The following is a 20,791-nucleotide window of genomic DNA, read 5'->3' as shown; positions in this document are numbered from 1 at the left end:
TCCGGCGGTCGGCCCAATGCTCAGTACGGTGGTCAGCTCGGCGGCGTGTGCAGCAGCGAGGCGCGGCGTTCGGCCGGGTCGTGGCCGGTCACCACGACCGTCGCCCCCTCGGCCGCGATCAGCCGCTCGGGCACCCTGGCCGGTACGGGCCGCGCCTCCCCCCGCCGGTCGACGTGCCGGAAGTCGGGCGGGAACGGCGTGGCCCGCTCGATCAGCCGCTGGTAGAACTCCAGCCACATCCCCTGGTCGAAGGTGACCGCGGCGGTGATCCGGCCCTGGTAGCCGTAGACGGCGACGAAGCGGCGCTCGTCCGTCGAGCCCTGCGTGACGACGAGCTCGTCGGCGAACGTGGGCACGCCGACCGACTTGATGTTCACCCCGAACTGGCTGGACCAGAACACCGGCACCGACAGGTGCGGCCAGCGCTGGGTCTGGTCGCTGACCATGTTGTGCGCCGCGATCTCGGCCTGGGTGACCGCGTTCCCCCAGTGCTCAAGCGTCATGAACTGGTACTGGTACAGCGGGTGCGGGAAACGCGCGATGTCGCCGGCGACGAAGACGTCGTCGGTCACCAGGCCGTTGGTGTCCACGGCGCGGCAGCCCGCGTCGCAGGCCACGCCCCACACGCCGGCGGCCAGCCGCGCGGCCAGGAGCCACTCGACGTTGCGCACCGAGCCGAGCGCGACGACGGCGACCTCGGCCTCGACCGTGCTGCCGTCCGACAGGTGGGCGCCGCGCAGCCGTCCGTGCCCGTCGCCGTCCAGGGAGGTGACCGTCGTGTCGCACCGCAGGTCCACGCCGTGGTCGCGGTGAAGCTGGGCGGCCACGTCGCCGATCACGCCGCCGAGCGCGTTGACCAGCGGGGCCGGGCCGCGTTCGACCACCGTGACGGGCAGGTCCAGCTCGCGGCAGACCGAGGCGATCTCGCTGCCGGTGAACCCGGCTCCCAGGATGAGCACCCGGTTCGGGCGGGCGGCCAGCGCCTGGCGCAGGCGGGCGGCGTCCTCCATGGAACGCAGCGTGTGGACGCCCTCCAGCCGGCCCTCCTCCTCGTTCGGCCAGGGCCGGGCGCGGGTGCCGGTGGCCAGCAGGACCCGGTCGAAGCCGACCTCGCGGCCGTCGGCCAGCAGGACGCGTTTACCGGCCATGTCGAGACCCGTCGCCGGGGTGCCCCACAACCACTCGGCCTCGACCTCGCGCAGGTGGGGCAGCATGACGTGGTCGGGCGCCACCTGCCCCAGGAGCACCTGCTTGGACAGCGGCGGCCGGTCGTACGGTTCGCTGCGCTCGTCGCCGATCACCGTCAGCGACCCGGTGAAGCCCTCCCGCCTGAGCACGCCGGCGGCCCGCGCCCCGGCCAGGGACGCGCCGACGATGACGATGTGCCCGTCGGTCATCCCGCGCGCCGCCGTGGCGGGCGGCTCGGGCGTGAGCCGGGTCGCCGTCCAGTCGAGGTGGATGGCCTGGACCGGGCAGGCCGCCGCGGCGCGTAGCACGTGCTCGCGCTGCTCGTCGTCGGGGGCCAGGTCGTACAGGAGGGACTCCTCGCGCATGGTGAAGACGTCGGGCGCGAGGAAGGCACACTGCCCGTACCCCTGGCAACGCGTCAGATCGACGACGACTTTCACCGGCCATCCCCCCCGTCGAGCGAGCCACGCGCCCGCTCCCCGGCGGGGCGTGCCCGGCCCGGAATGGCCTACCCCTGCCGTCCGCGCCCGTAGCCTGCCCGCGGCGATCCTGCCCGTGTCTTTAGGCGGGCCGGAGGGAAACCACGCCATGCCCGTACGGCCGCGCCCGCCGGTGACGTTCCGGCACCGTAACCAGGCATTCGGACGCTCGGTAGGCATTTGTCAGTGATCGCCGATAACGTTCCGCGCATCGCGGCGGCGGAGAACCGCGCCTCGACTCATTCCCCATGGCTTCACGATGAAAGGCGGCGGCAATTGGGTTGGCTGGCTGCGGGCGACGCGTACGAGGTCGCCCTCATAGAAGGCCGGGTCACGGCCAGGGCCACGTCCGGCCGGTCGGCCGGGCGGCAGCTGAAGACGTTGCCGAAGGCGGTGCGCGAGCACCCCGAGGCGGACCGGCTGCGCCGCTTCGCCGAATGGCTCGACCGGCACGCCGCGTCGTGCGTGGCGCAGGTGGACACCTGGATGGTGTCCTCGTTGCCGGTGCCGACCGAGGTGATCGCCCGCGTGTGGCCGGACGAGGCGTGGCAGACGGCGCTGCGCGACGTGGCGGTGGTCGGCGACGACCCCGACGAGGTGGGCTTCCTGCGGGACGCGACCGCCACGGGCGAGCTGCGCGTGGTGAACCTCGACGGTGAGACCGTCCGGCTCTCCCCGCGCACCGTGACCCTGCCGCACCCGGTGTTGCTGCCCGACCTCGACGACCTGCGCGAGTTCGCCGCCGAGCTGGGCATCACGCAGAAGGTCGAGCAGATCCACCGGGCCATCTGGCGCAAGCCCGCCGACCAGGCCGAGGGGGTGCGCCAGGTGAAGGACTTCGCGGGCGGCACGTACGCCTCCAGGTTCGGCGTCGCGGCCCGTGCCACCCAGCTCGGCTACCGGGTCTCCGGCGGCTTCGCCACCTGCGGCGTACACGACGCCGGCCGGCTCACCGAGGCCGCCGTATGGATCGGCGAGCCGTACTGGGACAGCGAGACGTCCACGGGCGATCTGACGTGGCGCGACCAGGACGGCAGGACCCTCGCGCTGCGCGAGGTCGGCCCGGTCGCCTGGTCGGAGGGAATGCGGATGGCCGCGGCGCTGTACGCCGGGCGGCAGGTCGAAGAGGGGAAGAGCGCATGACCGGCAGGACGTCCGACACGACCGCCTCCGAGGCGGAGGAGATGCTCGACGCCGGCGCGGTGCTGCCGGCCGGCGCCGAGGGGGCGGGGGAGCGGGCCGTGCCGCTGGTGGCCCGCGCCTACCGGCACCCCGGTCTCGACGACCGGGTGATCGTGCGCCTGGTCACCGAGGAGCTGAGCACCGCCGAGGACGCGGCGGCCGGCTTCCTCGGCATGGTGCCCGAGGGCGAGGCCGCCGTGGTCGGCCTGGGCCTGCGGCGCTCGCTCGGCTTCCCCGAATGGGTGCTGGTCCACCACCCCCAGGACGGGCACCACGCCCTGGCCGTCGTGCCGGAGCTGGAGCGCGTCGCCCGGCAGGCCAGGTCCAAGCCCAAGATGGCCCTCGACGCCTACCAGCGCCTGGCCGGGCAGCTCGCCGCGTCCGTCCCGCACTTCCTGCCGACCTTCTACGAGCAGGCCGCGCGGGTCTTCGCCGCCGTCGACAACACCCAGTACGCCGGGCAGCTCTTCTCCGCCGCCCGCAGGGCCGAGGCCCAGCACGGCCTCGCCGTCGACGAGGACCGGCTGGACGCGGTGTTCCTGGAGTTCGCGCTGGCCGGGGCGCTGCCGGTCAAGGCGCTGTCCGGGTACGCCAAGGAGCTGACCGCCCGCCTGCCCGCCGCGGAGGCGCTGCTCAGGTACGCGCGGCTGTGCGTACGCAGGACCGCCGGCGGGCTGGCCCCCGCGGCGCAGATGGCCGCCGACATCCGCAGGCTCGCCAAGGCCGCCGGCGTGGACGCCGAGACGGCCGAGCAGGACTACCTGGCCGAGGTGCTGGCGCTGCCGGCCGTCATGCAGGCCCCGACCGGCTGGTGGAAGTCCCACGCCCCGGCCGTCGCGGCGCTGGCCCGGCAGCGGCCCGAGCTGCGGGGCACGCTGCTCGACGTCATCCCGGACAGCCACGACCGGGAGCTGCCGGGCATCTGGCTCGACATCCTGGAGAGCGCGGGCGCGACCGCCGGCCTCCACGCCGACGTACCGGAGCGGGAGCACGCGGCCGACGGCGCCGCGGGCTGGCTGCGCAGGTTCCTCGCCGCCCGGCAGCGGGCCTGGGGCGTGGCGCCGCACCTGCCCGCGCTGCACGCGCTGATCGAGCGCATGGCCGACCGGCTGCGCGACGAGCTGGCCGCCGGCGGCGGGACGATCTCGGTCGAGGACGACCCCGGCCTGATCGACCTGCTGCTCGCCCTCGGCGTTCCCGTGGCCGACCCCGGCGACGGCGCCCGGCTCCGGCTGGCCCACTGGGCCGAGCGGGAGGACCGCCGCGACCTGCTCGCGCTGGCCGCCGACGGCCGCTTCCACACCGCCTTCCGCCACGGCGCCGACTACCTGGACGCCGACGACGAGGGCCGGGCCACCGTCCGGGCCCTGGCCGCCTCGCCCGGCGGGCGTCCCATGCTGACCGAGTGGGTACGCCTGGTCGCCCGGCGTTCGGCCGCCGCCGGCCTGCCCACCCTGCCCGACGCCCTGCGCCGCCTGGCCTGGCTGCCCGGCGAGGCCCTGGCCCTGGCCGAGGACGAGGTGCGCCAGGCCGTGACCGACGCCGACGTGGCCGGGGTGCTGGCCCGCGCCCTGCGGGCCGGGATCATCGACGAGCTGGGCTGGCCCGCCTTCGAGGAGGCCGACGCCGAGCTCGTGCCGGAGAAGGACGTCGACGACCTCGTCGTGTGCGACGCCTGGCCCCACCTGGTCGTCGCGGGCACCGCGCAGGCTCGCGTGCTGACCGCCGACGGCGTCGTGCTCACCCACGACCTGCGCATCCCCAGGGACGACACCTGGAGCGATCCCGGCTTCCACTACGTGGACGGCGAACTGCTCGTCTACTGGGACTCCCGCGACCGCGTCAACGGGCTGCGCGGCTACTGGCACACCGCCGCCGACCGCCCCCGCGACCTCGACGGGACCGACCGCAGCCGGGGCACCCGGCTGGACTACTACACGGGCGAGGACCCGGTCAGCCTCCCCGTCCCCGGCGGCGGCCGCACCACCGGGTACGGCGTGCTGCACGCCGGCGACACGGCCGTCCCCGACGAGCGTCCCGTCCTCACCGACGGCACCTCGTTCTGGGCGTGGGTCTGGGCCGAGCGTGACAGCGGCTGGTACGAGTTCGACCCCGCCGGCGGCCAGCTCGGCAGGAAGTCGCTGCCCGGCTTCCTCGCCGGCGCGTCGCAGGACAGGCCCGCCGAGGGATGGCTGCTGCCCGCCCCCTCCGCCGATCCCACCCCGGTCGGCACCCCCGTGGACGGCCTGTACGGCCTGCGCGTGACCGAGCTGCCCGACGGCTCCCACCGCGCCGAGGACCTGTCCGGCATCGCCGTGACGCTGCCGCCGGAGGCCGGCGTACCGGCCCGCGTGCTGACGTTCCCCGGCGCGGAACGGCCCTGCGCCGTCGTGCGCTCCAGCTACCGGATCAGCCTCGTGGACGCCGACGGCGTGCTGGCCGAGTTCAGGACGGACGCCAGGCCCGGCGCGTTCGGCGCGGGCACGCTCATCCTGCCGCCCGAGCGCTACTGGAACTGCCTGCGTCCCCGCGACCCCGAGGGTTCGGCGGCGCTGCGCCGCATGGACCGCGAGACGGCCGCGTCCCTGCTGGAGGCGGCCGAGCCTCAGGGCGCGGACCTGCCCGCGGCGATCCGCGTGCTGCTGCCGGGCGTGACCCACGAGTCGCTGCTCAAGGGCCTGGCCGGCGTCGTCGGCTTCGCCGCCGCCCAGCAGGCCGCCGTGCGTACCGTCGTGGGCAACCTCACCCGCGCGCTGGCCGGCGGTCCCGTCGAGGAGCAGGGCCCGTCCGGGCCCACGGACCTGCTGCTGGACGAGGCGCTCAACGGCGTCGGCGGCGGCCACGGCTACCACCGGCACAGCCGCGACGCCGTCGTCCAGCAGATCCGGGCGGCCGGCCGGGCGCTCGCCGCCGCGCCGGAGCGGCCGGAGGTGCCCAACCACCTCCGCCTGCCCGGACTTCCGGCCACCGGCCTGCGGTGGGAGCGGCTGCTCGACCACCTCGCCGCCGTGGCGTACCGGACGGCGGCGCCGACGACCCCGGCCGCGCACCGCGACGCGCTGCGCACGCTGCTGGACGAGCTGCGCGACGGCGGCCTGCCCACCTCGGCCGGCTCGGCACGCTGGCGCGGCATGACGCTGAGGCTCAGGCGCGAGCACATGGTCGTGACCGACGGCACCCCGTCCGGGGGCTCGCTCTCCGGCGTGCTGCCGCTGGGCGGCGGCGCGTTCGTCCTCTTTCTCGATGCCCGGGAGGCCGGCCTCGACGAGCTCGAATGGACGGCGCTGTGCCACGACCCCGCCGGGACGTTCGAGGTGCCCGCGCCCTACACGGCCGCGGACTCCTCGCCCGTCGGCGGGGACCGGGAGGCGGGCTGGCTGGAGGCGTTCCTCACCGAGCTGGCCGAACGCGGCCCGGCGCCCTGGCACGCCGCCGCCGCCGAGGAGTTCGCCCGGCTCACCGGGGTCTCGCAGACCGCCGCGCGGCTGGTCGTGGCCGGGTTCCCGCACGTGGACACCTACGATCGGACGTTCCTCGACAAGGAGGCCCGCACCACGATCGGCGTGAAGGTGGCCGAGGCCGCCGTCGCCAAGGACGAGCTGCGCGCGCTCGACGAAGGCGTGCGGCGGGCCGTCACCGCGGCGCTGCTGCCCGCCGACCCGGCCCTGCTGTGGACCGGCGGGCCCGACGTGGCCGCCGCCGCGCGGGTCTGGAACGACCGCGTCGGGCAGCGGCTCGCCCTGCCCGAGTGGCTGCTCGGCGAGGCCGCCCGCACCCTGCGCACCGGCCGGGACGCGGCGTACGCCCTGCGTGGCGTGCTCGGCGCCGACCATCCCGAGCTGAGCGTGGACCTGGAGTGGGAGGTACGCGGCGACCGCGTCCACTCCGTCGGCCAGGGCACCGGGTTCACCGGCCAGTCGCTGGTCATGGCCGTCACCGCGGCCGGCTGGCTGGCCCACCGGCTGCCGGCCGGGCACCCGCTGCGCGCCGGGCTGCCCGCCACGCTGTCGGCGGTCCGCGACCGGCTCGCCAACCCCGCGCTGCTGATCGACCTCGACAGGTACGTCGGCCTGCCCGCGTTCAGGAAGGTCGCCGGCACCCCGACCGAGGTCCGCGACGGCTACGAGCGGTACGGCGCGCTCATCATGGCCACCCACGACAGCCAGCCCTCGCCCGCGATCCGCCCCGACCTGCTCGACCCGGCCGGCGAGGACCCGTACCTGCGGGCCCTGATCGGGCTCAACGGCTCCTTCCCCGCCGTGATCGCGCTGCGCACGGTCCTCGACCCCCGCTTCGCGGCGCTGCTGGACGATCCCGGCGACCCGCGGCAGGGCGACCGGGACGCCGACGGCACCTGGTGGCCGCAGGACCCCACCCGGTCCGTGCCCGACCTGGTCGTGGACGCGGCCAAGGCGTACGGGCTGGGCGAGGACGCCGCCGCCGTCTACCTGATGTTGCTGGCCATGCCCGACCCGGCCGACCGCAACGTCTCCCGGTGGACCGGCTGGAAGCCGGCCAGGCTCAAGGCGGCGCGGGCCGAGCTGGCCGCGACCGACCTCGTCGTCCAGGCCGTACGCACCCGCGCCGGGCGCTCGTTGTTCCTGCCCGGCGGCTGGTCGGAGCAGGTGACGCCGCGGCTCCCGCTGGAGCAGTGGAAGCTGCCCATGTTCGTCCGGGACGTGGGCCTCGGCGGCCCCATCGTGCCCGCCGAACCCGTGGCCGACCTCTACGACCGGGCCTGGCGCCGCGTACAGGACGGCGACGTGCCCCGCTTCGAGCGGCTCGACGTCAAACGCGGCCGTCGCCGCTGACCTGTCCCTTCTCACTTCCCTAAGGACCGGAAAACCCCATGACCCTCACCGACGAGGCGACCTCCGCCACGCAGGTGGTCTCCGCCGAGCAGCGGTACGCCACCGAACTGGCCTTCCTCGCCGTCCACGACGACGGCCCGCGCCCGCCCGGCTGGCTGCTGACGCCGCGCGCCGTCGTGACCTTCATCTGCGGCAGCGGCGAGGAGACCCTCAGCCTGCCCGCCGGCTCCCTGCCCGCCCGCGACGACCTGCCGTCCAAGCTGCGCGTCGCGCCCAAGTTCGTCGGCGAACGCGCCCTGGTCGAACGGTGTGTCGTGACGCTCGCCGGCGAGCGCGGCCTGCTCCTGGTCGGCGAGCCCGGCACGGCCAAGTCGATGTTGTCGGAACTGCTGGCCGCCGCCGTCTGCGGCACCAGCGCGCTCACCGTCCAGGGCACCGCCGGCACCACCGAGGACGCCTTCCGCTACGGCTGGAACTACGCGCTGCTGCTGGCCCAGGGGCCGAGCCGGGCCGCGCTGGTGGACTCGCCGGTGCTGACCGCCATGCGGTCCGGGCGGGTGGCCAGGATCGAGGAGATCACCCGCTGCCTGCCCGAGGTGCAGGACGCCCTGGTGTCGATCCTGTCCGACCGGCGGGTCAGCGTCCCCGAGCTGGCCGGGACCGACGAGGCGCAGGTGGCCGCCGTGCCCGGGTTCACCGTGATCGCCACGGCCAACCTGCGCGACCGCGGCGTGTCGGAGATGTCGGCCGCGCTCAAGCGGCGCTTCAACTTCGAGACCGTCGATCCCATCTCCGACGCCGCGGCCGAGACGTCCCTGGTCCGGCGGCAGGCCACGGCGGTCGTCCAGCGGGCCGGGGCCGGGTTCGCCGTGGACGACGCGGTGCTCGAAGCGCTGGTCACGGTCTTCCGCGACCTGCGTACCGGGCGGTCCGGGGAGGGCTGGGACGTGGAGCGGCCGGGCACCGTGATGTCCACGGCCGAGGCCGTGCAGGTGGCCGCCTCGCTCGGCGTGGCCGCCGCGTACCTGCCGAGTGGTGACGTCCTGGACCTGGTGCCCGGTCACCTGCTGGGCGTCGTACGCAAGGACGACCCGGCCGACCACGGGCGGCTGCTCGGCTACTGGGACGGTCCGGTGCGGCGCCGCGCCGAGGACGGCTCCGCCATGTGGCGCCGCCTCTGGGATCTCCGGGAGAGCCTGCGTTGACCGCCCACCCCCTCACCTCGCCCGATCCGGCCGGCCCTGAGCCGGATGAGCCGGATCAGCCGGCCGGTTCCGGCACGGGCGACCCCCGGCGGGCGGTGGCGGCGCTGGCCGCGGCCACCCGGCCGTACCTGCTGGGGGTGCGCCACCACAGCCCGGCCCTCGCGGCGGTGCTGCCCGAGCTGCTGGACGCGGCCGATCCTGATGCGGTGTGCGTCGAGCTGCCGGCCGACTTCCAGCCGTGGTTGCCGCACCTGGCCGACCCCGCCACCCTCGCCCCGGTCGCCCTGGCCGGGAACGGGCCGGGCGGGCTCGGCTTCTACCCGTTCGCCGACTTCTCGCCGGAGCTGGTGGCGATCCGGTGGGCGTTCAAACGCGGGGTGGAGGTGTTGTGCTGCGACCTCCCGCTGCCGGACCCGGCCTGGCACACCCCCACCGATCCCGCAGGTGAGGCCGGTGAGGCCGACCGGCCCGCCTTGGAGGTGCGCCGGTTCGCCGACGCGCTGGCCGCCTCGGGCACCGGGCGGGCGGGTGATGACATGTGGGACCGGGCCGTGGAGGTGCTGGCGCCGGGTTGCGAGCCCGAGTCCGTACGCCGGGCCGCCCTCGGCGTCGGCTGGGCGTTGCGGCGCGACGCGGTGACCGGTGGCGGCGTCCAGGCCAGGGACCTGGCACGCGAGGCGCACATGCGGCGCGTCGTGGCCGCCGCCGCGGCCGGTGGCCGCCGGGTCGCCGCCGTGATCGGCGCCTTCCACGCCCCCGCCCTGCTCGCCGACGCGGACACCGCCGAGGCCGCCACGGCGGTGCCCGCCGCGTCCGACGTGGTCACCTCGCTGGTCCCGTACGCCTTCGACCTGCTCGACTCCCGGTCCGGCTACCCGGCCGGCATCCGGGACCCGCGCTGGCAGCAGGCGGTGTTCGAGGCGGGCGGCGTACCGGACCGGGTCAGGGACGGCGCCGCGCGGTCGATCACCGACCTGTGCAGGGAGCTGCGGGCCGCCGGGCACACCGCCGGCACCGGCGAGGCCGTCGAGACGCTGCGCCTGGCGTGCGACCTGGCCCGCCTGCGCGGGCTGCCCGCCCCCGGCCGCGGCGAGCTGCTGGAGGCGGTCACGACCGTACTCGGCCAGGGTGAACCCCTGGGACGCGGACGGGCGCTGGCCAAGGCGCTCGACGCGGTGTTCGTCGGGACGGCCAGGGGCCGCACCGCCCCCGGCACCCCGCGCTCCGGCCTCGGCCCCGCCGTCGAGGAGGAGCTCGCCGCGCTCAGGCTGCCCTGCCCGGACGACCCCGACCCCCGCGAGGTACGCCTCGACCCGCTCCGCTCCGAGCTGGACGCGCGCCGCGAGGTGCTGCTGCGCCGGCTGCACGTGTGCGGCGTCGGCTACGGCGAGCCGATCCAGGTCGCGGGCACCGGCGACGGCACCGCGCTCAGCACCAAGTGGCGCCTGTCCTGGACCCCGGCAGTCCCGGCGCTGCTGGACCTGGCGGGCGTCCGGGGCGTGACCGCGGCCCAGGCGGCGGCGGGGACGTTGCGGGAGGCGTACCGGCGCGAGTCCGCGGACGGCGGGCCCACCTGCCGCACGATCCTCGACGGGCTGCGCGCCGCCGCCCGCTGCGACCTGCCGGAGCTGGTCGCGGTACGGCTGGAGGACGCCGCCGTCACGCTGCCCGCCACCGCCACCCTCCCCGAACTGCTGGACGCCCTCGACCTCATGGAGGCGCTGCGCCGCGAGCACCTGCCCGGCACCACGCCCGAAGGGCGCGAGCAGGCCGGCGAGCTGACGGTCACGCTGCTGGAGGCCGCGGTCCGCGCGCTGCCCGGACTCGCCGGCAGCGACCGGCCCGAGGACGCGGTCGCGCTGGTCGAGCTCGCCACGCGGGCCGGCGAGGACCGGCTGGGGTTGCGGATGGACGACGCCCTGGGCGCGCTCGCGCGTACCGGCGCGCCGCTGGTCCAGGGGGCCGCGCTGGCCGCCCGTGTACTGCTCGACCTGGACGGCCCCGGCCTCCTGGGCGCGCGGGCCGCCGGGTGGATCGACGCCGCCACCACCCCGGACGGCCGCCGCCGCCTGAGCCTGCTGCTGACCGGCGTGCTCACGGCCGCCGGACCGCTGCTCCAGACCGCGCCCGCCGCGCTCGGCCCGCTGATGGACCGGGTGGACGAGCTGGCGGACAAGGAGTTCCTGGACCGGCTGCCGGCGTTGCGCGGCGGGTTCGACACGCTCGCCCCGGCGGCGCGCGGCCGGGTGCTGGCGGCGGTGTCGGAACGGCTGGGCGACCGGCCCGACCTGGCGCTGGGCGCGCCGCCCGACCTGCTGGCCGCCTGGACCGCCGCCGACCTGGCGGGCCTCGCCGCCCTCCGGACCCTCGGCCTCCAGACCCCGTCCACCCCCCTCAACCCCTCCCCGTCCGACACCGTGGTCCCTTCCGCGGATGGTGTTCCCGGGTCCGGGCCGAGGGAGCCGCTCATCGGGCCGGCCGACCGCTGGCGGTTGCTGCTCGGCCGGGAGCACGAACGGCTGCCCGCCGGCGCCCGCCCGTACGCCCGCGCCCTGGACGAGCTCTACGGCACGGGACGCGGCGAGGGCGCCGACGACTTCGAGCAGGGCGACACCGGCGGCCAGGGCGAGCCGTTCCCGACCGCCCGCGAATGGGCGGACGAGCTGGAGTCCCTGTTCGGCGGCGACGTACGCGAGGAGGTGCTGGCCAGGGCCGCCGACGCGGGACGGCACGACGTGCTGTCCGAGCTGGACCCCGACGCCGTACGCCCCTCGGTCGAGCTGCTGACCTCGGTGTTGTCCCTGGCCGGCGGGCTGCCCGAGCAGCAGGTCGCCAGGCTCAGGCCGCTCGTCCGCCGCCTGGTGGCCGAGCTGACCCGCGAGCTGGCGACCCGGCTGAGACCCGCGCTGACGGGCCTGGCCAACCCGCGCCCGACCAGGCGTCCGGGCGGCCGGCTCGACCTGCCGCGCACGCTGCGCGCCAACCTGGCCCACACCCGCCGCCTCGACGACGGGTCGCTCGTGGTGGTGCCGGAACGGCCGGTGTTCAGCACGCGCTCCAGGAAGGAGGCCGACTGGCGGCTGATCCTCGTGGTGGACGTGTCGGGGTCGATGGAGGCCTCGGTCATCTGGTCCGCGCTGACCGCCGCCGTCCTCGCGGGTGTGCCGACGCTCTCGACGCACTTCCTGACGTTCTCCACGAAGGTGATCGACCTGACCGACAGGGTGGACGACCCGCTGTCCCTCCTGCTCGAAGTGCGGGTCGGCGGCGGTACGCACATCGCCGCCGGGCTCGCGCACGCCCGGACGCTGGTGACCGTGCCGAGCCGTACGCTCGTGGTCGTCGTCAGCGACTTCGAGGAGGGTTACCCCGTGGGCGGCCTGCTCGCGGAGGTGCGTTCGCTCGCCGGGTCCGGCGTACACCTGATGGGCTGCGCGGCGCTCGACGACCAGGGCGTGCCCCGCTACTCGCTGCCCATCGCCCAGCAGCTCGTCGCGGCCGGGATGCCCGTCGCCGCGCTCAGCCCGCTCGCCCTCGCCCGCTGGGTGGGCGACCGCCTCCGGGGAGAAGTCCGGTGAACACCTCAGCAACGCTCCCGCCCGCCGCGCCGCACGTGGTGGCCGCCGCCGTCGACGGCCTGACCAGCAGGTTGCGCAAGAAGCTGGACGCGGCCGTCGACCAGTACGCGGCCCTCGACCGGGTGGCCGACGGGACGGACCTGGTGATCACGTGCGGCGAGGACGCGGTGGTCACGCTCTCGCCGGGGTCGTCGGGGGCGATCGAGGAGGAGGGGCAGACACGCTGCTCCTGCCTCCTCGCGCCCCGCTGCCTGCACCGCGCGGCCCTGCTCACCGCCTGCCCGCTGGCCGACCCCGCGCCACCCTCCGGCGACCTGCCGGAGACCGAGGTGACCACCCCCGTACGAACGCCACCACCGCCCGCGGACCCACAAGCCGCCGCCACGGACGAGCGGACACCCGAGCCGGCACCGGCCGGTGCGGTGCCGGAAGTCGCGCAGTCCGGCGCGGTGCCGGGGGCCGCGCAGGTGGCGGCGGCCGGTGGGTTGTGGCGGGCGGCGGCCGCGGTGTTGTCCGCGGGCGTGCCCGGGGCCGGCGCGGTGCCGCAGGCGGAGTTGCTGCGGGCCGCGCACACCGCCCGCCTGGCCGGGTTGCCCAAGGCCGAGGCCGCCACGCTGCGGGTGGTCCGCGGGCTGCGCGCGGCCCGTGCCCGGTACGACGGCCACCGCCTGGCCGACCTGGTGTCGGCCCTGCGTGAGCTGCTGCTCACCGTGGGCCGGCTGGCGGCCTCCGATCCCGACCCCGCGCTGGTCGGCACTGTACGGCGCGGCTACAGCCCGAACGGCGGTCTCAAGGTCTACGGCGTCTTCCGCGAGCCCGTGATCAGCAGCACCGGCTACGGCGGCGTGGTCACCCACCTCGTCACCGAGGACGGACGCTGGTTCTCCGTGGCCGACGTCAAACCCGGCGGCCCCGCCCGCGCCCGGGGTGCGGCCACCGCGACGGTCGCCATCGGCGCGGCCATGATGAGCCACGCCCACCTGGCCCGGGGCGGCCTGCTGATCGCGGGCGCGACCGTGTCCCCGGACGGCCGCCTCGGCGCGGGCAAGGGCGTACGGGCCACCCCGGTCGCGGGCCTGGCCTGGACGGACGGGCCGCTCGGCACGCTGTTCGCCCGTCCGCTGAGCGAGGCGGCAGGGGAGCGGTTGTCGGCGGGGGCGTGGAGCGAGGAGGAGTCGGCCGAGCAGGTCAGGGAGCCGGTGGGCTGCGACCTGGTGATCGTCGGCGCGGCGGGCGACCACGTACTCGCCCGCGAGCTCCTGCCGACAGGAGACCGCGCGCCTCAAAACGGAGGCGCGCAGGACGAAGGCGCGCCGGACGAAGGGCAGGGAGGCCCGGCGGTCCGGGAGGAAGGGCAGGGAGGCCCGGCGGTCCGGGAGGAAGGGCCGCTGATCCGGCTGGTCCCCGCCAACCGGCATCCCGATCTCGCGCACGTCGAGAACCTGCGGCGGCTGGCCTCGCGGCCCGGCCTGCGCGTACGGGTGGTGGCCAGGGTCGAGCCCGATCGGGCCGCGACGCTGGTCCCGCTCGCGGTGGGCCCGGTCGCGGGCGAGGAGGCCACGCTGAGGCTGCCCCCCGAGTGGCGGGACCGGGCCGACCTCGGCTACGACCGCCTCCAGGGCTCGCACCTCCCGCCCGCCGACGCCTGCCCGCCGCCCGGTGCGCACGCGTACGACGACGTGGACCCGCTGGAGGCCGCGCCGCTCTGGCGGGTACGGCGGCTGGTCGAGCTGGCCGTCTCCGGCGGGCGCAGGGCGGTCGCCGAGTCCGCGCGCGGCGGCGACGCCCGCCGCCAGGCCGGGTCACTGCGCGGCGCCGGGTTCCGTACGGCGGCCGACCTGACCGTCGCGCTGGCCGACGAGGCCGACCGGCGCGAACGCGACGTGTTCGGCCGGCTGACCGACTCCGGACCGGACGGGTACGCGCGGGCCTGGCTCGCGGCGGCCACCCACCTGGCCGCCACCGAACGCGCCCTCGTCCGCACGTCCTGGCAGGCCGCCCCCTAGCGGGACCGGGGACGGGCCGCCCGCGCGCGGCCCGTCCCCGAACGCGACGCGGGGTCAGGTGGGCTGTTGGGTCACCGTGAGCCGCCGGCCGGTCGCCGCCTCCCGCGCCGAGACCGTGAAGGCCAGGTCGGCGTCCAGGCCGAACGTGACCTCGATCCGCGGCTCGCCGCGCGGCGCGGCGGTGATGCCGCTCACCGTGTACGTCCCCAGGACGGCGTTGAGCGCTGCGGTCGGCTGCTCGCCCTCGTAGACCCGGATCCGCAACGACGACTGGCCGTCGGCGGTCGTGGTGAACGTGACCGTGCGCTCGACGGGGACCGGCACGTCGCGTTCGATGACCTTGCGCAGGACGCCGCCCTTGCCCTGGAGGCCGAGCGTCATCGGCGTCACGTCGGCCTTGAGCAAGCCGGCCTGCCGCGCCGCGCCGATGGAGGCGGCCTCCGCCGGGCCGAGGCGGGTGAGGGGCGTCCTGCCGCCGGACAGCTCCTTGACCAGCGCCGACACGGCGGGCATCCGGCTCGCGCCCCCGGCCAGCACCACGTACGCGAGGTCGGAGATCCTGAGACCGGCGTCCCCGACGGCCGACAGGAACGGCGCCCTGATCCGGTCGAGCAGGTCGGCGGTCAGGGCCCGGAACTCCTTGCGGGTCAGCGTCGTCTCGAGGTGGAGGGGGCCCTCCTTGCCGGCGGTGATGTAGGGCAGGTCGACGCGCGCGTCCCGCGCGCCGGTCAGGGTGATCTTGACCCGCTCCGCGGCCTCGGTCAGCCGCTGGAGCGCCATCCGGTCCTTGGTCAGATCGACGCCGGTGGTCTTCTTGAACCGCCTGACCAGCTCCTCCACGATCCGCCGGTCCCAGTCCTCGCCGCCGAGCCCGGTGTCGCCGTGGGTCGCCCGGACCTCGACGAAACCGTCGCCGATGTAGAGGACGGACACGTCGAGGCTGCTGCCGCCGAGGTCGAAGACCAGGGCCGAGCGGTCCGGCTCCTCGTCGAGCCCGTACGCCAGGGCCGCCGCGGTCGGCTCGTTGATCAGGCGCAGCACGTTGAGCCCGGCCAGCGCGCCGGCCTCCGTGGTGGCCTGGCGCTGGGCGTCGTCGAAGAAGGCCGGAACGGTGATCACCGCGTCGGTGACCGGCTCGCCCAGGTGCGCCTCGGCGTTCTCCTTCAGCCTGCGCAACACGAACGCGCTGACCTGCTGCGCCGAGTACGTCGTCCCGTCGATCCGCAGCGACCAGTCGGTGCCCAGCTTGCCGGCGACCCCCTGGACCGTGCGCTCGCTGTTGGTGACGAGTTGCCGCTTGGCGAGCTCACCCACCAGGACCTCGCCGTTCTTGGCGAAGGTCACCACGGACGGCATGGACGGGGAACCCTCGGCGCTGGGGACGACGGTGGGCTCGCCGTTCTCGATGACGGTGATGACGGAGTTGGCCGTGCCGAAGCAGATGCCGGCCGCCCGGCCCGTCCCGCGGGCCGCGCCGGCCGGGCGGATGTCCGGCCGGGCCGGCTCGGGCCGGGTGCGCCCCGGCACCGGCCTGTTGCGTATGAGCGGCAGTTCGTCCGCCGCGCCGGCCTGGCTGTACTCGGGCAGCGGCAGCCGCCGGTCGAGCAGCCGGTAGCGCAGCGCGCGGGTGACGTCGCCGATGGACAGGTCGGCGGGGCCGGCGGGGACGCCCTCCTGGAGGATCTTGAGCAGTTCGCCGGTGAAGGCCGTCCGCTGCTCGCCCGGCGGCGCGAGCGACAGGGTGTCCCTGGCCGAGGACGTCAGGACGTATGCGCTGGTGGTGTCGATCAGCCCGCGCAGGGCCGCGCCGCTCATCCCGTGGGCCATGCCGCTGTAGCAGCAGTCGAGCACGACCACGGCGCGTGGAGCCCGGCGCTCGCGGATGATCTCCCGGATGACCGAGAACCGCACGCCGCCGATCCGCAGCCGGTCGGGCCGGGTGGTGGCGATGGGCAGCAGCAGGTCGTTCTCGGTCTTCTCGCCGTGGCCGGAGTAGTAGATGAAGACCGTGTCGGCGGCCTCGGTGGCCGCGTCGTGGATGAGGTCGAGGACGTGGTCGGAGCTGGCCGGGTCGATGAGCCGCGCGCAGTGGTCGCGACTCAGGTGCCACGAACGCGGGCTGGTGAGCACCTCGCCCAGATCCGTGACGTTGGCCCGCACCGCCGGCAGGGCGGGCCACATGACCTGGTCGGTGTACGTCGTCGTGCCGATGAGGACGGCCCGGCAGCGCGCCGGGTCGGGCCAGGCGGTCATGAGGCGGGGGGTTCGAGCATCTCGGCCAGCCGCCGGGCGACCTCCATCACCTTCTCGGGGTCCTTGGCCGCGTCCACGGTGAGCTCAAGCGTGCGCTCGCCGTGGCTGACCTTGACCGTGAAGCTGTGGCGCTGCGTCCTGAGCCAGCCGGCCACCGCCTGGACGATCGAGACGCCGAGCCCGCCGGACTCGGCCGAGACGGCGACCATGAGGGCGTCGACCGTGCCGTTCATGGTCCCGGGCTCGGGCGGGCCGGACAGGGGCCTGATCTCCGCGCCGCGCAAGGCGCTGTCGCCGCGGAGCTGCCGTTCCAGCGAGGAGAGGGCGGGGGCGGTCGGCGCCTCTCCGTCGAGGCGCACGGTTACCTGCATGCCAGAAGTGTGGCCTTCCCCCTGGTTCCGGCACAACCGACATTTTTCATCCGCCCGGGGCCGCCCCTACTCCGGCACGCGGGCCGCGAACCGGGCGCGCAGGCGGTTCTCGTACAGGGTGAGGGCGGCGGCGATGGCCATGTGCATGTCGAGGTACTGGTAGGTGCCCAGACGGCCGCCGAACCACACGTCCCGCTCGCCCTTGGCCAGGTCCCGGTAGCGGCGCAGCCGGGCACGGTCGTGGGGGGTGTTGATCGGGTAGTACGGCTCGTCGGAGCGGCCCGCGAAACGGGAGAACTCGCGCATGATGACCGTGGCGTCGTCCGGGTACCAGGTGCGTTCCGGGTGCAGGTGGCGGAACTCGTGGATGCGCGTCCACGGCAGGTCCTCGTCGGCGTAGTTGATCACCGACGTGCCCTGGAAGTCGCCGGTCGGCAGCACGGAGGTCTCGAAGTCGAGCGTGCGCCAGCCGAGCTCGCCCTCGGCGTACCCGAAGTAGCGGTCCAGGGGGCCGGTGTAGACGACGGGCACCGCCCCGGCCAGGCTCTCCCGCAGGTCGAAGAAGTCGGCGCCGAGCCGGATCTCGATGTTGGGATGGTCGGCCATGCGTTCCAGCCACGCGGCGTAGCCGTCGGTGGGTAACCCCTGGTACGGGTCGTCGAAGTAACGCCCGTCGAAGGTGTACCGCACCGGCAGCCGGCCGATGATCTCGGCGGGCAGCTCGGCCGGGGCCGTCTGCCACTGCTTGGCGGTGTAGCCGCGGATGAACGCCTCGTACAGCGGCCGCCCGATCAGCGAGATCGCCTTCTCCTCCAGGTTGCCGGCCTGGGTGACCTCGGCGGCGTGCCGGGCCACCAGGTCGCGGGCCTCGTCCGGGCTGAGGTGGCGGCCGAAGAAGGCGCAGATCGTGCCCAGGTTGATGGGCATCGGGTAGACCTGCCCCTTGTGTACGGAGTACACCCGGTGCTGGTACGGCGTGAACGACGTGAACCGGTTGACGTACTCCCACACGCGGGCGTTGGCGGTGTGGAACAGGTGCGAGCCGTACCGGTGGACCTCGATGCCGGTCTGCGGCTCGGGCTCGCTGTAGGCGTTGCCGCCGATGTGGTCGCGGCGCTCCAGCACCAGCACGCGCAGTCCCAGCTCGTTCGCGCACCGCTCGGCCACGGTGAGCCCGAACAGGCCCGAGCCGACGACGACCAAGTCGGCGTTCATGCGGCGGGGACCAGCCGGTCGAGCCATCGCCGCACGGGCAGCGCCAGCACGATCCCGGCCAGGACGAAGTGCACGACGCAGAACGTCACCGCCACGGCCACGCTGGGCGGCCCGCCGACGAACACCGCGATGTGCGAGGCCCAGGTCAGGATGGCCGGCCGGCCGTCGGGCCAGTCGCCGAGCAGCCACATGCCCAGGTCGTTCAGCCCGGAGATGACGATCAGGATGCTGGCGATGCCGACCTTCAGCACGCGGTCCGAGCGCGCCCCGCCCAGCCGGTAGGCGAACAGCGCGGCCAGCACGGTGAACGAGTTCATGAAGATCATGAACTGGTAGAGCTCGGGGAAGGCGGCCTTCTGGTCGGCGGACTCGGCGTAGGAGAAGATGTGCAGCACGTTGACGGTGTCGAGCACTCCCATGTAGCCGACGACCAGCACGCAGACCAGGGCCATCCCGAGGCCGGGCCGCCGCGGGAACCCGGCCACGGCCAGCACCGCGAACACCAGCGGGCTGACCTTCCACAGGACTTCGAGCGGGTTGTCCAGCGTACGGTCCGCCGGCAGGATCACCATGATCAGAGTGGCCGCCGCGGCGCCCAGTACGGCGGGCGCCAGCCACAACCATCGCCTCAACGAACAGCCTTCTCCGTGAAGAACGGTCCCAGGGACAGGGCGTCCATGTCGGTCTTGAGGTAGCAGCGCACGGCGTCCTCCGGGGTGCACACGATGGGCTCCTCGTTGTCGTTGAACGAGGTGTTGACCACCATGGGCACGCCGGTCAGCTCCGCGAAGCGCGAGATCATCGCGTGGTAACGCGGGTTGTCGGCGGCCGTGACCGTCTGGACGCGGGCGGTGCCGTCCTCGTGCGTGATCGCCGGCACCTTGTCCCGCTGGTGCTCCAGCACGTCGAACACGAGCAGCATGACGGGCGAGGGGTAGCCGCTGGCGAAGTACTCGCCGGAGCGTTCGGCCAGGCAGGAGGGCGCGAAGGGGCGGAACGGCTCGCGGTGCTTGACCTTCTCGTTGAGCCGGTCCTTGGCGTCGGCCCGGCGCGGGTCGGCCAGGATCGAGCGGTTGCCGAGCGCGCGCGGCCCGCACTCCATGCGGCCCTGGAACCAGCCGACGATCTTGCCGTCCGCCAGCGCCTGCGCCGTCGTGTCGTTGATGTCGTCGGTACGCCGGTACTCCAGGCCGGCGTCCTTGAGCGCCTTCTCCATCTCCTCCTCGGAGAACTGCGGGCCGAGGAAGATGTACTCCTGGTCGCGCGGGCGGCGCATGCCGAGCTTCTCCACGCCGAGCAGCAGCGCCGAGCCCAGGGCGGAGCCGTCGTCGGCGGCGGCGGGCTGGGCGAAGAAGTCCTCGAACGGCGTCTCCAGCAGGATGCGGCCGTTCATGACGCTGTTCAGCGCGACGCCGCCGGCGGTGACCAGCCGGGTCTGCCCGGTCTTGGCCTGGAGCCAGCGCGCGACGTGCAGGCCGGTGCGCTCCAGCGTGGCCTGCAGCGCGTACGCGACGTCGGCGTAGTGCTGGGAGGGGGTGGCGCGCTCGCGCGGCCTGGCCGGGCCGAAGCGTTCCAGGAACTTGGGCGACATCTGGTGCTTGCCGGTGGCGTGGTGGCGGAACCAGCTCAGGTCCAGCTCGAAGTAGCCGTCGGGGCCGAAGCGGACCAGGTCGGCGAAGTCGTCCACGTACCGGTCGGTGCCGTACGCGGCCAGGCCCATGACCTTGCCTTCGTCCCTGGTGGGGTTGAAGCCGAGGTAGCCGGTCACGCCGGCGTACATGGCGCCCAGCGAGTGCGGGAACTTCACCCGGCGGATGTCGTGGATCCGGCCGCCCTTGCCCAGCCCGAGGTAGGTGGAGGTGCCGTCGCTGCCGATGCCGTCCCAGGTGATGATCGCCGACTCCTGGTACGGCGAGATGAAGAAGGCGCTGGCGGCGTGGGCCCGGTGGTGGTCCATCAGGTGGACCTTGAACTTCGTCCGGCCACTGAACCCCTGCGACTCGCGCAGGATCGTCTCCAGCGTGAACCCGCGCCGCAGGTGCAGCAGCAGCGCGCCGCCGACGTTGTAGTCGTCGGGGTGGGCCTGGCCCTTCTGGTCGGAGAGCGTGTCCAGCAGGCCGCTGGCCTTGTCGCCGTAGTCGCCGGCGTCGTTGCGGAAGACGGCCAGCGTCTCCGGCAAGTGCCGGACGAAGTGGCTCAGGGCGTGCATCGTCTCACGTGGCGCCTGCCAGTAGTAGGCGACGTGGTCCACGTCCGCCAGCGTGATGCCGGCCTCCTCCAGGCAGTAGCGCACGGCCTGCGCGGGAAACCGGCCGTCGTGCTTGACCATGGTGAACCGCTCCTCCTCGGCGAAGGCCACGATCGTCCCGTCGGCCACCAGGGCCGCCGCCGAGTCGTGGACCTGGCTGATGCCGAGCACAAACATGAATGCCCCCTGACAATGCGCATGACCCAGCGGCCCCGCGTGAGGATCTTTCCTAACAAACCGCCCGGAATCAAATCA

General features: G+C 74.7%; 11 protein-coding genes. 5 read left to right on the top strand and 6 right to left on the bottom strand.

Annotated features, from left to right (window positions below; translation table 11 throughout):
* Positions 1-32: 32 nt before the first annotated feature.
* On the bottom strand, positions 33-1,628 hold the full coding sequence (locus DMB42_RS43165; protein WP_125645313.1) for an FAD-dependent oxidoreductase: 1,596 nt from the start codon (positions 1,626-1,628) through the stop codon (positions 33-35).
* Positions 1,629-1,943: 315 nt separating this feature from the next.
* Here DMB42_RS43165 and DMB42_RS43160 point away from each other — a divergent pair, with 315 nt between their 5' ends.
* From DMB42_RS43160 to DMB42_RS43140, 5 genes are read left to right on the top strand one after another with little or no spacing between them, the layout of a single operon-like run.
* Entirely contained in the window at positions 1,944-2,810 is an 867-nt protein-coding gene (locus tag DMB42_RS43160; protein ID WP_125645311.1) for a DUF4132 domain-containing protein, read from the top strand.
* Entirely contained in the window at positions 2,807-7,660 is a 4,854-nt protein-coding gene (locus tag DMB42_RS43155) for a DNA-binding protein (protein WP_125645309.1), read from the top strand. Before DMB42_RS43160 ends, DMB42_RS43155 begins: the two co-directional genes overlap by 4 nt.
* Before the next feature lie 38 nt (positions 7,661-7,698).
* A complete protein-coding gene (locus DMB42_RS43150) occupies positions 7,699-8,865 on the top strand; it encodes an AAA family ATPase (protein WP_125645307.1) in 1,167 nt (388 codons plus the stop codon).
* Positions 8,862-12,443: a DUF5682 family protein gene (locus DMB42_RS43145; protein WP_125645305.1), complete on the top strand. Its 3,582-nt coding sequence runs from the start codon at positions 8,862-8,864 to the stop codon at positions 12,441-12,443. Before DMB42_RS43150 ends, DMB42_RS43145 begins: the two co-directional genes overlap by 4 nt.
* Positions 12,440-14,449 carry an SWIM zinc finger family protein gene (locus DMB42_RS43140; RefSeq protein ID WP_125645304.1) on the top strand — a complete coding sequence of 670 codons (2,010 nt, stop codon included), beginning with the start codon at positions 12,440-12,442 and terminating at the stop codon, positions 14,447-14,449. The genes DMB42_RS43145 and DMB42_RS43140 overlap by 4 nt, the downstream gene beginning before the upstream one ends.
* A gap of 54 nt (positions 14,450-14,503) precedes the next feature.
* Here the strand turns inward: DMB42_RS43140 and DMB42_RS43135 are convergent, their stop codons facing one another.
* From DMB42_RS43135 to DMB42_RS43115, 5 genes are all read right to left on the bottom strand, one after another.
* Positions 14,504-16,702 carry a caspase, EACC1-associated type gene (locus DMB42_RS43135; protein ID WP_125645303.1) on the bottom strand — a complete coding sequence of 733 codons (2,199 nt, stop codon included), beginning with the start codon at positions 16,700-16,702 and terminating at the stop codon, positions 14,504-14,506.
* On the bottom strand, positions 16,699-17,073 hold the full coding sequence (locus tag DMB42_RS43130) for an effector-associated constant component EACC1 (protein WP_125645301.1): 375 nt from the start codon (positions 17,071-17,073) through the stop codon (positions 16,699-16,701). The genes DMB42_RS43135 and DMB42_RS43130 overlap by 4 nt, the downstream gene beginning before the upstream one ends.
* Before the next feature lie 66 nt (positions 17,074-17,139).
* On the bottom strand, positions 17,140-18,288 hold the full coding sequence (gene glf, locus DMB42_RS43125; RefSeq protein ID WP_125645299.1) for a UDP-galactopyranose mutase: 1,149 nt from the start codon (positions 18,286-18,288) through the stop codon (positions 17,140-17,142).
* Positions 18,285-18,920, bottom strand: coding sequence for a hypothetical protein (locus tag DMB42_RS43120; RefSeq protein ID WP_125645297.1), 636 nt, complete (start codon positions 18,918-18,920; stop codon positions 18,285-18,287). The genes glf and DMB42_RS43120 overlap by 4 nt, the downstream gene beginning before the upstream one ends.
* Positions 18,917-20,713, bottom strand: a complete 1,797-nt coding sequence (locus DMB42_RS43115; RefSeq protein ID WP_125645295.1) for a carbamoyltransferase C-terminal domain-containing protein — start codon at positions 20,711-20,713, stop codon at positions 18,917-18,919. Before DMB42_RS43115 ends, DMB42_RS43120 begins: the two co-directional genes overlap by 4 nt.
* Positions 20,714-20,791 lie beyond the last annotated feature (78 nt).

This window comes from Nonomuraea sp. WAC 01424, assembly GCF_003947315.1.
GTDB lineage: Bacteria > Actinomycetota > Actinomycetes > Streptosporangiales > Streptosporangiaceae > Nonomuraea > Nonomuraea spiralis.
The sequence above is the reverse complement of the archived record's forward strand: the minus strand, read 5'-3'. Positions and strand labels throughout refer to the sequence as shown.

Coding starts and splice junctions, on each gene's coding strand:
- DMB42_RS43155 (WP_125645309.1), top strand. CDS start 2,807: ATGACCGGCAGGACGTCCGACACGACCGCCTCCGAGGCGGAGGAGATG.
- DMB42_RS43150 (WP_125645307.1), top strand. CDS start 7,699: ATGACCCTCACCGACGAGGCGACCTCCGCCACGCAGGTGGTCTCCGCC.
- DMB42_RS43135 (WP_125645303.1), bottom strand. CDS start 16,702: ATGACCGCCTGGCCCGACCCGGCGCGCTGCCGGGCCGTCCTCATCGGC.
- DMB42_RS43130 (WP_125645301.1), bottom strand. CDS start 17,073: ATGCAGGTAACCGTGCGCCTCGACGGAGAGGCGCCGACCGCCCCCGCC.
- glf (WP_125645299.1), bottom strand. CDS start 18,288: ATGAACGCCGACTTGGTCGTCGTCGGCTCGGGCCTGTTCGGGCTCACC.
- DMB42_RS43115 (WP_125645295.1), bottom strand. CDS start 20,713: ATGTTTGTGCTCGGCATCAGCCAGGTCCACGACTCGGCGGCGGCCCTG.